Source organism: Pseudoalteromonas sp. OFAV1, assembly GCF_021532595.1.
Classification (GTDB): domain Bacteria; phylum Pseudomonadota; class Gammaproteobacteria; order Enterobacterales; family Alteromonadaceae; genus Pseudoalteromonas; species Pseudoalteromonas lipolytica_C.
This window is the reverse complement of record NZ_JAKGBG010000007.1, coordinates 15,577-29,291: the sequence shown is the minus strand read 5'-3', so window position 1 is coordinate 29,291 and position 13,715 is coordinate 15,577. Positions and strand designations below refer to the sequence as shown.

11 protein-coding genes are annotated in these 13,715 nt (G+C 39.7%); 6 read left to right on the top strand and 5 right to left on the bottom strand.

Annotated features, from left to right (window positions below; all coding sequences use genetic code 11):
* Positions 1-49: 49 nt before the first annotated feature.
* Together L1267_RS05760 and L1267_RS05755 are read right to left on the bottom strand one after the other, a co-directional pair.
* A complete protein-coding gene (locus L1267_RS05760) occupies positions 50-745 on the bottom strand; it encodes a CPBP family intramembrane glutamic endopeptidase (protein WP_235382335.1) in 696 nt (231 codons plus the stop codon).
* An 88-nt stretch (positions 746-833) separates the two neighbouring features.
* Positions 834-1,082, bottom strand: coding sequence for a YkgJ family cysteine cluster protein (locus tag L1267_RS05755; RefSeq protein WP_054562006.1), 249 nt, complete (start codon positions 1,080-1,082; stop codon positions 834-836).
* 158 nt (positions 1,083-1,240) lie between these two features.
* Between L1267_RS05755 and L1267_RS05750 the strand changes: the two genes are divergently transcribed.
* The 5 genes from L1267_RS05750 (at position 1,241) to L1267_RS05730 (ending at position 10,266) form a co-directional block, all read left to right on the top strand.
* Complete coding sequence (locus tag L1267_RS05750) at positions 1,241-2,413, top strand: efflux RND transporter periplasmic adaptor subunit (RefSeq protein WP_235382334.1); 1,173 nt, start codon at positions 1,241-1,243, stop codon at positions 2,411-2,413.
* A gap of 3 nt (positions 2,414-2,416) precedes the next feature.
* Positions 2,417-5,569 carry an efflux RND transporter permease subunit gene (locus L1267_RS05745; protein WP_138557649.1) on the top strand — a complete coding sequence of 1,051 codons (3,153 nt, stop codon included), beginning with the start codon at positions 2,417-2,419 and terminating at the stop codon, positions 5,567-5,569.
* A 406-nt stretch (positions 5,570-5,975) separates the two neighbouring features.
* Positions 5,976-7,595 (top strand): L,D-transpeptidase family protein, encoded by a 1,620-nt coding sequence (locus tag L1267_RS05740; RefSeq protein ID WP_235382333.1) that lies wholly within the window; start codon positions 5,976-5,978, stop codon positions 7,593-7,595.
* Between the two features lie 8 nt (positions 7,596-7,603).
* On the top strand, positions 7,604-8,467 hold the full coding sequence (locus L1267_RS05735) for a D-Ala-D-Ala carboxypeptidase family metallohydrolase (RefSeq protein ID WP_235382332.1): 864 nt from the start codon (positions 7,604-7,606) through the stop codon (positions 8,465-8,467).
* Positions 8,468-8,916: 449 nt separating this feature from the next.
* A complete protein-coding gene (locus L1267_RS05730; protein ID WP_235382331.1) occupies positions 8,917-10,266 on the top strand; it encodes a serine hydrolase in 1,350 nt (449 codons plus the stop codon).
* A 30-nt stretch (positions 10,267-10,296) separates the two neighbouring features.
* On the opposite strand, the gene L1267_RS05725 is transcribed toward L1267_RS05730, so the two are convergent.
* Entirely contained in the window at positions 10,297-11,235 is a 939-nt protein-coding gene (locus tag L1267_RS05725; protein WP_138557653.1) for a LysR family transcriptional regulator, read from the bottom strand.
* A 102-nt stretch (positions 11,236-11,337) separates the two neighbouring features.
* On the opposite strand from L1267_RS05725, the gene L1267_RS05720 reads away from it, so the two are divergent.
* Positions 11,338-11,994 carry a nitroreductase family protein gene (locus L1267_RS05720; RefSeq protein WP_235382330.1) on the top strand — a complete coding sequence of 219 codons (657 nt, stop codon included), beginning with the start codon at positions 11,338-11,340 and terminating at the stop codon, positions 11,992-11,994.
* Between the two features lie 36 nt (positions 11,995-12,030).
* Here L1267_RS05720 and L1267_RS05715 read toward each other — a convergent pair whose 3' ends face one another.
* Complete coding sequence (locus L1267_RS05715) at positions 12,031-13,074, bottom strand: S66 family peptidase (RefSeq protein ID WP_235382329.1); 1,044 nt, start codon at positions 13,072-13,074, stop codon at positions 12,031-12,033.
* Positions 13,075-13,193: 119 nt separating this feature from the next.
* Positions 13,194-13,670 (bottom strand): transcription elongation factor GreA, encoded by a 477-nt coding sequence (greA, locus tag L1267_RS05710; protein ID WP_135924257.1) that lies wholly within the window; start codon positions 13,668-13,670, stop codon positions 13,194-13,196.
* Positions 13,671-13,715: the final 45 nt, after the last annotated feature.

Genomic DNA, 13,715 nt, shown 5'->3' with positions numbered 1-13,715 from the left:
TCCCGTCGGTGGCGAACAATATACTCTTAGCGCTACCTATACTCGCTGTTTAACCAGCACTCCTTGGTGACTCCTTCCTAGATAAGTAAGCGGCTAGTCCTGAATACACATCCATCAATATATGAATCAAAATAACTAAGATAATACTTTCAAAATAAAGGTATAAACCACAAAATACTAAGCCTATTAATGCTGTTTTAATTACATGCTGCCAGCCTAAGTAAACATGCCATAATCCAAAAACGAGACTGCTTCCAATAGCTGCTGTGATCCAATAGCTGTGTAATTCAATAACGCTTAATAGATACCAACGGAAAATAAGTTCTTCACAGACGCCCACAGTCACTGAAACAACAAAGGTGAACATAAAAAGTTCTGAACGAGACTTCGGCATTAAATCATTAAGATTGTCGCTGCTATGCTGTAAAGAAGTTACAATTTCATTCCTTATCTTTTCACTTTGTACAATTGTGTACATCACATAAATCATATAGAAAATAAATAAAAAAATAAGTGTGCCTGCAATTACAGTCTTCCATATAGTGCTCGGCAAAATGATTGGAGGAGTTACTGGGAGCTCACCTTGATAATATAAGAAAATTAGCAATCCAGTCAGGCACCACAGTACAGCTGATGTCTTACAATATTCAAAGTTTTTATTATTCGATTTATATTTTTCTAATACTAAATCTATAACGGGGAAAATAAGAAAAATAACGAGTAAAATAATTTCAATCGCTGACATCTAAAAATCCTTTTATGCAAATAGAATTGTTAACTAGTAAAGCACAACTTTTTAATTAGACAGCGATTTTACAAAACTTTAAGCAAAACTAAGTCATCTGCTCAAGTTCAGTAATTAAATAAAGTGCTTGTTCGTTAGTGGTGCCACACACATCAATAGTGGCAGAAAAGTCACTACACACCTTAGGCCTTGATTCATCGCCAAATAATTTACATAGATTATTATCATCAAGTTGAATACAGCGCTCTCCCGCCGCTTTCCCGTTGGGCATCCCAGGAATTGGAGAGCTAATACTGGGTGCAATACAACAGGCGCCACAGCCTAATCTACATGCCATTTTATCTGTCATTGAGTACCTCTTATAGAACCTTTGTAGCGCCTTTGTAATATGTGTAATGGTTTGTTACATCTTCGAACGCCTTGTAAACACTTTATTGCGTATGCTTAGCCTATCAAATTTATTTTTAATTACCGTCAACCGTGAGGGACTATCCCGTGGCTAGTAAAAAACAAATCATTCTCCCAATCGCCGTATTAGTCGGCGGACTAGGAATGGCATTCGCATTTGCTTCAATGAAGCAGCCGCCAGCAGAAAAACCAGAACAAGATACGCGTCCGCTTGTATCAATTAAACCTTTAAGTTTTGATGCTGTAACACTCGATGTAAAATCATACGGCATTGTCAAACCAAAAAACCACACAGACCTAGTTGCACAAGTGAGTGGCCAGGTTGTCTCGCTGTCTGAACAGTTTGTACAAGGCGGATTTGTTAAGCAAGGCGATATTCTAGCACGTATTGACCCAAATGATTACGAAGCTGCACTCATTGAGGCAGAAGCAGGTCTAGCGCAAGCAAGCTCTGCTCTTGAAATTGAACGCGCACAAGTCTCTGTTGCACAAGCTGAGTGGGACCGCATCAAAGGTGACTCAAACCAAGTTATCCCTTCTGAGCTTTATTTACGTAAACCTCAACTTGCGGAAAAACTTGCAAACTACCGTGCAGCACAAGCCAGTGTTAAACGCGCCAAACGCAACCTTGAGCGCACTTACATTAAAGCGCCATACGATGCGATTATTGACGAGCGACTAATTAGTTTAGGCAGTGTAGTAAACCCAGGCAATAGCTTTGGTAGCCTAAGCTCAACATCACTGGCTGAAATTCGCTTACCTGTTGCAGATAAAGACCTACAATACCTAAACAATCAAGGTATTGGTGCTAACGTATCAATTAACGCTGAATTTGCAGGTAAACAAACAACGTGGCAAGCGACTATTGTTCGTAGCGAAGGGGTTGTTGACCAACGCAGCCGTATGAATTACCTAGTAGCACAAGTAGCAACGCCTTATGAGCAAAAGCAACCTCTGCGTTTTGGCTCGTACATTAATGCCACCATTGAAGGCCATGCATTAGACAACGCAATTGTTGTTCCGCATCACTTAGTTAAAGACAATAAAGTAGCCGTTTTACAAGATGGCGAAACCCTTACTTTTAAAACACTTAACATAGTGCGCGAACAAAATGGCATGGTAATCGCCGATAATGGCCTTGCTAATGGTGAACAACTTATTACCTCTGCTCTTGAATACCCAACTGAAGGCATGGCAGTCAAGCTAGATAATGCAAAACTAAGTGTGCCAACAACGCAGTTAGCGTTAAAAGAGGAATAAGCCATGACCACGCACAGAGAAAAAGGGCTTATTGCCTGGTTTGCTCGCAACCCAGTTGCTGCAAACCTACTTATGATCTTCATTTTAGTGGGCGGCTTATTGACAGCAATGTCGGTGCGTAAACAAATGTTCCCACAGTTTGAAAGTAACTGGATCAGTATTCAAGCTGTTTACCCTGGGGCTGCGCCACAAGAGGTAGAAGAAGGTATAACCATTAAGGTCGAAGAGTCTTTAGAGGGCCTCGAAGGCATTAAACGTTTAATTACTTATTCAAACCGTGGCTTTTCACAAGCTTGGATAGAAATCGAAGAAAAATACGACCCGCAAGAAGTACTCGACGAAATCAAGATGCAGGTTGATTCAATCAATACCTTCCCTGCTGAGATGGAACGCCCTATTGTTCGCCGCGAAAAGTTTGAGCAAGAAGTCATGATACTCGCTTTGTATGGCGATATGAGTAACTACCAGCTCAAAGAGCTTGGTAACGACATAAAAGATGAGCTACAAGCTTTACCACAAATAAACTTGGTCAACTTTTACAGTGGCTTAAACTACGAAATTGGCATTGAAATCAGCCCAGATAAACTACGTGAGTATGGTTTAACTTTCCGTGATATTGCCACAGCCGTGCGTAGCTTCTCTGCCAATATGTCAGCGGGTCAAATTCGCTCTGAAAATGGCTACATTTCAATGCGTGTTGAAAACCAAGCATATCGTGGTAAAGAGTTCGAAAATCTGCCTTTATTACACCTACCTGATGGCGCACAGGTGTTATTAGGTGATGTAGCAACAATTAACGATGGCTTTGAAGAAGGCTTACAATACTCTAAGTACAACGGTAAAAATTCACTGACTTTTGAAGTAAATGCATCAAAAGATCAAGACATCACTAAAGTTGCTGCGGTATTAAAAAAATACCTAGCAGATAAAGCGCCACAGCTTCCTGCTGGTGTAAAACTATCACCGATTGTTGATTTAACTTACTACCTTGAAGGTCGTCTAAACATGATGATCGACAACATGGTGTGGGGTGGTATTTTAGTAATGGTGGTACTTGCCCTATTCTTGCCACTGCGCTTAGCATTTTGGGTCATGATGGGTTTACCTGTGTCATTCCTAGGTGCATTTTTAATGATGCCTCTGGGCTTTATAGACATCACAGTTAACTTAGCTTCTTTATTCGCATTTATACTGGTGCTGGGGATTGTGGTTGATGACGCCATCGTGGTTGGTGAGTCAGCCAGTGCTGAAATTGAAAAACACGGTCACAGCCTCGATAACGTAGTACGCGGCGTAAAACGCGTTGCTATTCCAGCAACCTTTGGGGTGTTAACCACAATTGCCGCATTCTTACCGCAAACATTGGCATCAGGCCCTGGCTCTGCGTTTTCTAAAGCCATTGGTGGTGTAATTATCCTTTGCTTAATTTTCTCATTGATTGAGTCAAAACTAATTTTACCGGCTCACTTAGCGGCTATGAAAAATAAACCTGCGAATCCTAAAAACCCGTTACACCGTTTACGCTTAGGTATGGATAAAGGCCTGAAAAACTTTGTTGATAATTACTACACTCCATTTATTGGTCGCTGTATTCACTATCGCTACACAGTGATTGTTGGTTTTATCTGTGTACTTATTGTCAGTGGCGGTATGTTTGCGGGTGGTTTAGTGAAATTTGTTGCGAACCCTAAAATTCCGCATGATTTCCCTCGTATCTCTGTTGAAATGAACTTATCGTCATCTGAGCAAGCAACTCTTGAGACAGCACAAACAATTGAAAAGCTGATTTTAGATGTCGATAAACAACTTGAAGAGCAATATGGTCAAGCAATGATCCGCGACTTATCGGTTAGTTTACGCGGTCGTACAAGTGCTCGTATCATGGCAATTTTAGTTGAACCCGATTTACGCCCTATTGATACATTCCAATTAAGTGCTATGTGGCGCGAACAAATGCCACCATTACCGGGGGTGAAAACACTTAATATTGAAGATAGTATCATGAACGGAGGTCGTGATGACGGCGATGTGAGCTTCCGCCTTGAAGGCAAAGATATCAACAAGCTAAAAGAGGTTGCGGCTAAGTTAAAAGAGAAATTAAATAGCATGGAAGGTGTGGGTGATGTTAATGACTCACTACAATCAGCAACCGATGAAGTACAACTTGAACTTAAACCGCTTGCTTACAGCTTAGGCTTAACGCTTTCGGATGTGGCATCACAAGTCAGCTTTAGTTACTACGGCCTTGAAGCACAACGTATTTTACGTGATGGTGAAGAAATTAAAGTAATGATCCGCTACCCTCGTGAATCTCGTGATGCAGTAAGTGACATTACAGATGCACGTATCATTACACCCACTGGCGTGGAAGTGCCGCTTGCTGAAGTCGCTAAGGTTAATATTGTTGATGGCGTAAACCGCATTCGCCGTGAAAATGCTAAACGTACCGTAAACGTATGGGCTGCGGTAAATACTGACCAAGCAGAGCCGTTTGCCATTGCTAAAGAAATTCGTGACGACTACTTACCTAGCCTATTGAAAAGTTACCCAGGTGTAGAAAGTAATGTAGCTGGCCGTATTCAAGAAGAAATGGACAGTGTCGCAGAGCAAGTACGTGATTTTGCTTTATCAATGATGATTATCTTTGCGTTACTTGCTATTCCACTACGCTCATACTCGCAACCATTCATTATTATGTCGGTTATTCCATTTGGCGTAATTGGTGCGATGTTCGGTCACATGATCTTAGGTATGACGATGAGTAGCCTATCGGTATTCGGTATCATCGCAGTTGCCGGGGTTGTAGTGAATGACTCGCTAGTAATGGTCGACTTTGTTAATAAAGCCCGCGCTGAAGGTGTAGCAATTAAAGAGGCTGTGATGCAGGCTGGTGGCCGACGTTTTAGAGCTATTTTATTAACCTCAATCACCACATTCATTGGTGTATTACCAATCATTATGGAAACAAGCTTACAGGCTAAAATAGTTATTCCAATGGCCGTTTCACTTGCTTTTGGTGTGTTATTTGCGACCGTTATTACACTGATATTAATTCCATGTCAGTACGTTGCACTTGAGGACTTTAAACGCCTAATAAGTAAGCTGAAAGGTAAAAAAACACCAACTGAATCTGAGTTACAGACAAGTAGTAACTAATAATATTCCACTATCCCAACCTAACGCTTGGCAAAGTAGTTTGCCAAGCGTTTTTATATCTATTCACTTAATTAACAGGTCTATTTTGAAACAATAAAACCTCGTTGATTACAAAGCAAAAACTTTGTTATTGAGTTGTTCTTGCATTGCTATTGCTCTGGTATTCATGCTGTCGTAATAAGTAATTTTTAACGATAGATTTAATTCATCAAAATGACTAAGAATTACTGCTTGGTAATATATCTACTCACTAGGTAAAGTGTTCTGTTTTTAATATTAATACGGATTACTATTACTAAAAAATAAGTAAATTTGTTCCTATATTTTGTATTGCTTTGCTAAGCTTAAATTAGCATTTAATAAATGAGTCTCTGGCTCAAACCTAATACGTTATAAGGACATAGCTATGAAATTTTTTCGTCAAACGGCTTTGGTTAGTTGTTTTTTATTAGGCACACCTGTATTAGCCGAAAACCAATACTTGCAACAACAGCTTGAACCTATTCTCATTGGTGAATCACACACCATTGAAGAACAGCAGATCCACTCCCCTGAAATGACCATTGCCACATACAAGGCAAATGGCTTTGAGCAAGTTTGGGCTGACATTAAATATGCAAAGCAAGTACTCAACTTAGTCGCACAGTCAGAACTTGAAGGTCTTTCACCCAACGATTATCACTTTGATACATTACTGGCACTTATAGATGAAGTAGATAAACGTGGCACTGATGCAGCCGAGGCACAGTTTGACGTACTAATGACTGACGCAATTATGACCTATGCGAAACATTTGATCCGCGGTAAAGTTAACCCAAAACAGCTAGCATCTACATGGAACTATGAACAATTTGATGTCAGCCCTGATGCTGCAGCAGCTTCTTTACTCAAACATGTAAAATCTAAGAGTCTTGATAAAGGATTAAACAACCTTAAGCCCGTATTACCCCATTATCAAAGGTTAAAGAAAGCGCTAGTATTTTACCGAGAGCTTGATGCAAAAGGTGAGCTACCTGCAATTTCCTTGCAAAGTAAAGCACTTAAACCGGGTCAAACAGACCCAGCAGTGCCGCTCTTAAAACAAAAACTACATCGCTTAAATTATTATACTGGTAACCTATCAGATGCTCACGAGTATGATGATGAACTTGTTGATGCTGTCAAAAAATTTCAATACGCTCATCAAGTTGATGACGATGGTATTATTGGCGGTGCAACTTTAAAACTTCTCAATAAAGACTACAGCGAATATGTGAATGATATTTTAGTTAATTTAGAACGCATTCGCTGGGTTGATAATACGCTCACAGAACGTTTTTTGATCGTAAATATAGCTGGTTATAAGTTGTATTTATTTGAAGATAACAAGCTTAAATGGCAAACCAACGTAGTAGTAGGTCGAAATTACACAAAAACGCCTATTTTTAAAGGTCAAATGAGTTATATCGTGATGAACCCAACTTGGACTGTTCCACGCAGTATTTCAGGTGGCATTATCAAAAAAATGAAAGAAAATCCTAACTACCTAAATGAAAAAGACTTTGTTGTGGTTGATAGCCGTCGTAACCCAGTTGATAGTGAGAGTATTGATTGGGCAAATGCAAGCCGGAAGAACTTTCCGTACTGGTTTGTACAACAACCATCAGAGAATAACTCGCTAGGCCAAATTAAATTTATGTTTCCCAATAAATACTCAATTTATTTGCACGATACACCAGCAAAAAGCCTATTTCAGCAAGACCAACGTGCATTTAGTCACGGTTGTGTAAGAGTCGATGATCCTTTCACCTTAGCTGAAAAAATCTTAGGAACCTCAGATAATTGGTCTCGCAGTGACATTGATGACACTATTGCCGCAAAAGAAACTAAAAAAGTTAGCTTATCTAAACCATTAGACGTGCTATTAATGTACTGGACTGTCTCAGGGAACGATCAGGAAGGTCTTCATTTTTATAGCGATGTTTATAACCGCGATGCAGAACTATTAAAAAAGTTAACTACGCCATTAGCTAATAATTCAATTTAAGGAAAATTATGAAATTAAGCCGTGTTATTTTTTATCTATTTTTCGTTATCAATGCCCAGCGGACTCTAGCCATTGAGCTAAGTGACACGTTACATAGTTTAATTTTAGATGCAAACCAAGTTCTGACTCTTGATAACACGGCTGATTTTACTCCTACTGCTGTTTCAGATGTTGAAACAGCACGACTAGGACCAACCAGCATTGCCATAAATGCGCCCAACAATGCGGGTTTCTACAACCTAGTACTGAGTAATGGTAAAGTCACTAAACACTTGCTCATTATCGTGAAAAAACCTTTCAATTCAGGCAATAAACAATTGAATAATTACCAAATAGGGCTATACCCTGCCCCTTATAAGAATTACCCACAGTACACTGCGCCAAACGGATTTATCGAAATTTTTGAAAAAGACTTATCACGTCAGCTTACTCCTCATGTACAAATTAAAAATGTAATTTGTAAGCAAGTGAGTAGCTTTCCAAAATATTTATATATAAATAACGACGGCTTGATGATGCTCGAAGAGTTACTCACGTTTGTACAAAGTGAAGGGATTAAAGTCAGCAAATTTGCCTTTATTAGTGGCTATCGAACTCCCCACTACAACCGCTCTATTGGTAATGGCAAACACAGCCGACACCAATATGGTGATGCCTTTGACTTATATATAGATGAGAATGGCGATGGCCGAATGGACGACTTAAATGGCGATGGAAAACTAACGATTGCTGATGTTGATGTACTTTATAAAGTGTTCGAAAAATTTCAAAAACAGAGCCGCTATAACGGCGGTATCGGTCGCTATAAACCCGCCTCTCACCACGGTGGTTTTGTTCACATAGATAATCGAGGATTTACCGCTAGGTGGTAATACAATCTTCATATAATCCTTGTTTATATATTATCCAATTGCATTACTGCTGCTTGATTGCTAAGTTATTGTGAGGAAGGGAAAATCACTGTGAAGAGGTGATTTGAGACAGTGGTATTGAAGAAATTTAATCACCCTACTCAATTACACACAACCATCAGTTAGAACAACACTCTATCTCAGCAACGGAGATCCAATAAGCCCCGCTGGTTATTGGCAAGCACTTCAAAATGGGAGTGTATCTGTAGTGCATTACAGTAATTTAGACCACACCAGAATGGTAAGCCTTATCAATCAAGCCATGCGCAATGAGGTTTTACATAGGTTAATGTAACCAACAAATAACAAGGACAGTAATGAACATATTCTGTAAGAAATTAAGGTTGCTTGTAGTTTTTTATTTACTCGCAACTTCAAGCATTGCACACAGCCAAAACAAGCAGGAAGAGATGGCTGATTTTATCCAAGGCTTTCATGACTACAAGCAGTTTAATGGTAATGTATTAGTCGCAAAAGATGGAAAAGTACTGTTTGAACAAAGCTTTGGCTATGCCAACTTTGAATGGGATATAAAGCATAGTGATAAAAGTAAATTTAGAGTTGGTTCAATTACCAAACAATTTACCGCTATGTTAATTCTGCAATTAGCACAAGATGGTAAACTTAAACTCGATGATCACCTTGCAAAATACCTACCTGACTACAGACATGATATAGCCACTAAAATTACTCTTCGCCAAATACTTAATCATACCTCTGGTCTTGGTAATTATACTCAAGCAAAATCGTTTCGTGATGAGTACAGCCGAAACCCCTACAGTGTTGATGAATTTATTCGCTTGCTATGTAGTGATGATCTAGTGTTCGAGCCTGGCACTGAATTTCGTTATAGCAATTCTGGCTACTTTATTTTAGGGGCGGTAATCGAAAAGGTAACAGGTCAAAAATATCAAGACGTATTACAGAAGAACATTTTAGATCCACTCGATATGAAGGATACAGGCTATGATTCTCACAATAAAATCATTAAATTTCGCGTATCGGGTTACGACAACGGCCTAGCAGGCTATAGCAATACTGATTATTTAGATATGTCTATCCCGTATGCTGCTGGGTCTATGTATTCAACAGCACGAGATTTACTAAAATGGGATCAAGCTCTTTACTCGGATAAGTTATTGAACAAAGAGTATAAGAGGCAGATGTATCAAGTTTCTGAGCAAAGAAATTATGCGCTTGGATGGGAAGTAACAAATCTTGATAAAAGCACCTATGGAAAAGCCCTAACACGTATTCAACATGGTGGTGGCATCAATGGTTTTAATGCATTTATAAGTAGGATAATCGAAGACAAATTACTGGTTATCATTTTAAATAACACCGGTGGTGCGCCACTCACTCCCATGACTAATGGCTTACTTGCAATCTACTATGGCAAACCCTACGAAAAAGCGACAGAGCATGCAGATAGTAAACTTTATAACGCATTTAAACATGAAGGTATTGCAGGGTTAAAGAAAACCTATCAGCAAATGGTGAGTGATGATAATACGCCAAGAGAAAGGTCGCTAAACTACTTTGGCTATGAATTAATGCAGATGGGTGAGCTAGACGCCGCAATAACAGTGTTTGAACTCAACAACCAATCTTATCCAGAGTCCGCAAATACGTTTGACAGTTTAGGTGAAGCATATTTAGCTGCCGGTGATAAACAAAAGGCATTAGCAAGTTACAAAAGTGCGTTAAAACTAAACCCTGACAGTGAAAGTGCCAAACAAGCAATTGAGAAATTACAATAAACAAGCTCAGCTACTCTATACCTAAAATAATTAGTTATCGAGTACCCGCTTATCTAAAATCCCTTTTTCAATCAGTTGATTGAGAATCGCCTTGGTTTTTTCTCGGCATATATCACGAACTAAACGAACTGCGGGTGTTATTGACTGACGGCTTGGGCATATTAGCCAAAGCTCTGCACATAAGTGAGGGTAATTTTGCATTACTGGCACTACCCGCCCACTTAGCAAATCATCACTGATATCAATACATGATTTAACCGCAAGGCCTTTACCAGCCACACACCAACGCCTTACCAAGTCACCATCGTTAGATGCTCGGCGGCCTTGCATTTTTACCTTAAAACGTTCGGTTCCATCGGTAAAATCCCAGACATTATTAATGATATCTTGAAGTTGATAAAATAAACCTTGATGCTGGGTTAATTCATCAGGATGTGTTGGCGCGCCATATTCGGCAATGTACTCTGGGGTCGCACATAACAGTCGTGGCACATTACAAATTTTAAAACCATATAAGTTTGAATCAGATGGCGAGCCATACCTAAGTGCGAAATCAACGGAGTCTCGGTAAAAGTCGACATTACTATCGCTAATATGCGGGCGCATACTCAACTTTGGATATTCATCGAGTAACTCATCTAACCAAGGAATAATAATATTGCGGCCTAAATCTGACGATAGTGCGACTCTTAGCTCCCCTTCGATTTCATCATGCTCACCTTTTAAAGCAAGTGTCGCTTGCTCAAGCATGAGCACTGCTTGCTGACACTGAGGTAAAAAGCGCTCCCCAGCCGCAGATAAGCGCAAATGACGAGTTGTACGAACAAATAACTCAGCACCCAGCGCTGCTTCAACACGTTTAATTGCCGCACTGGCGGTAGCGGCTCGCATGTCTAACTTTGCTGCTGCGGTTGTAATACTGCGAAACTCAGCAACCTTGAGGATTAATTTGAGATCTTCAACCAGCATATTAACTAAAATTTTTTGATAATGTTTATTCGATTATGCGCTTTATCGCAAAGTATGCAAGGCGTAAACTGCACCTAATTGTTATACATGCGGGAGCAAATCATGACACACCCTATTATTTCTGACTTACAACGCCGTTACACAAGTAAACGTTACGACGCTTCAAAGCACATTAGCCAAGCAGACTTAGCTGTAATTTTAGAAGCATTACGCTTATCGCCATCGTCTATTAATTCTCAACCTTGGAAATTTGTAGTCATCGAATCAGATCAAGCTAAGCAACGTTTGCATGATAGTTTTGCAAATAAGTTTCAGTTTAACCAACTACATGCTAAAACAGCATCACACACCATTTTATTTGCTTATAACCCAAGCTATAAACGTGCTGATTATGAAAAGGTAATCGATGCTGATATTGCCAATGGTCGTACAAAAGCAGAAAACAAAGAGCAAGCATTTGGCGCATTCGCTTTCGTTGATTTAAATACTGATGAGCAAGGAGTTAACGCACATTGGACAAAAGCTCAAACTTACATTGCTTTAGGTAATACCATGCATACTGTCGCTCGTTTAGGTATAGATTCAACCCCAATGGAAGGCGTAGATAAAGACTTACTTGGTGAGCTTTTTGCTGATGAGTTAGATGGTTATGTATGTGAAGTGGCACTCGCTATTGGTTATCACGAGCCAGAGCAAGATTATAATGCTGCATTACCAAAATCGCGTTTAGATAAAGATGCGGTGATTACTGTAGTTTAAAGCCTAAAGATTATGCAGGCTTTGCCTGCATAATTGTTATTTTAGGTCAGTCTTCACAACCACATTACTCGCCATACCTTCACACAAATCTGCTGTTATTGTGGCAACAGCACCATTAATTAATGCTAAATTAGGGGCTACGTGGCCAATGTCGGCATCAACAATAACTGGGAATAAATTACCTTTAAATGCGAGCTCTATTGCTTGGTATTCATCAAAGTAGCAGTCGTTATTAATTGCAGGGCTGCGGCCAAATACCACCGCATTTACATCAGTAAAAACATCATTCAACTTTAACGATAACAAACAACGTGCAAGAGCCATCGGACTAAGCTCTGCATTTTCTAGGTATAAAATTAATCCCTCAGGCGCATACTGCTTTTTAAATTCATGCAATGCATAGTAATTTGAGGGTAACAACAGACCTAACGTATCTAAACAGCCGCCAATTAAGCGTCCAGACACTTCAATTTGGCGTTTATCTTTATAGTTAATACATCGCCATTGGCTTGGAGCGGTATAGTCAAATTGAGCCTCAGGCTTAGCTTTATAATCAATAGGCTTTTGCTGATAAAAAGGCGACGCGACTTGATGCAGTTGCTGTTTTTCTTCAAGTGACATGGCACTGAATATATTTGCTAAATAAACATCGGGATCGTCAGGGTGAATTTGCATTAAATTTGCAGCGTGCAAGGTTGCCCAGCCACAACGAGTTGTTAATGCACACGCAAACGTGCTGATATCTGAAAAGCCAACCAACCATTTAGGCCTTGCTTTACTTATGGCATTGAAATCCAGAAGAGGTAAAATTTCCATGGTAAGATCACCGCCCCATGGCGGCATAATGGCTGCTATTGAATCATCAGTTAAATACTGCATTAGCTCATCAGCACGTTGCTTTGCACTATTGTGTGAATGACGTAAACAGGCACCTTCAATAACAGTAAAACCTTTGGCAGTTAAGCCATTAAGTACTATGTCTAAGCGTTCATGAAAGACTTTATCAACACCTGATGAAAAAGCACATATGGCTATTTTATCACCTTGCTCAAGCGGTTTAGGATATTGAATTTTTGCCATTATTACTCCTTCATTACGACTGTATAATAGCCAACGTACCGAATAAATCCACGCCTGTAAACAGGCATAAAAAAACCGCGGTAGTAAACCGCGGTTTTTATCAATGCTTGGTTAAGCTATTAAATATACTCAACTTCAATGATTTCGTACTCTACCTCACCGTTTGGTGTTTTAATGATAACGGCATCGTCTACCTCTTTACCAATTAAACCTCGTGCGATTGGCGAGTTAACAGAGATCAAGTTATTTTTGATATCTGCCTCATCATCACCTACGATTTGGTATTTCACCTCAGCGTCGGTTTCAACATTAACGATAGTCACTGTAGTGCCAAAAATAACCTTGCCAGTTTTTGGCATTTTAGTTACATCGATGATTTGCACATTTGAAAGCTTCGCTTCGATTTCTTGAATACGGCCTTCGCAGAAACCTTGTTGCTCACGAGCAGCATGGTATTCAGCGTTTTCTTTCAAATCACCATGTTCACGCGCTTCAGCGATATCAGCAATAATTTTTGGGCGTGTAACTGTTTTTAATTCGTTAAGTTCTTCGCGCAGTAATGCTGCACCACGAACTGTCATCGGAATTGATTGCATATTATTCTCACTTAATCCAAGGGTGAATGTATCACCCTTGGCACA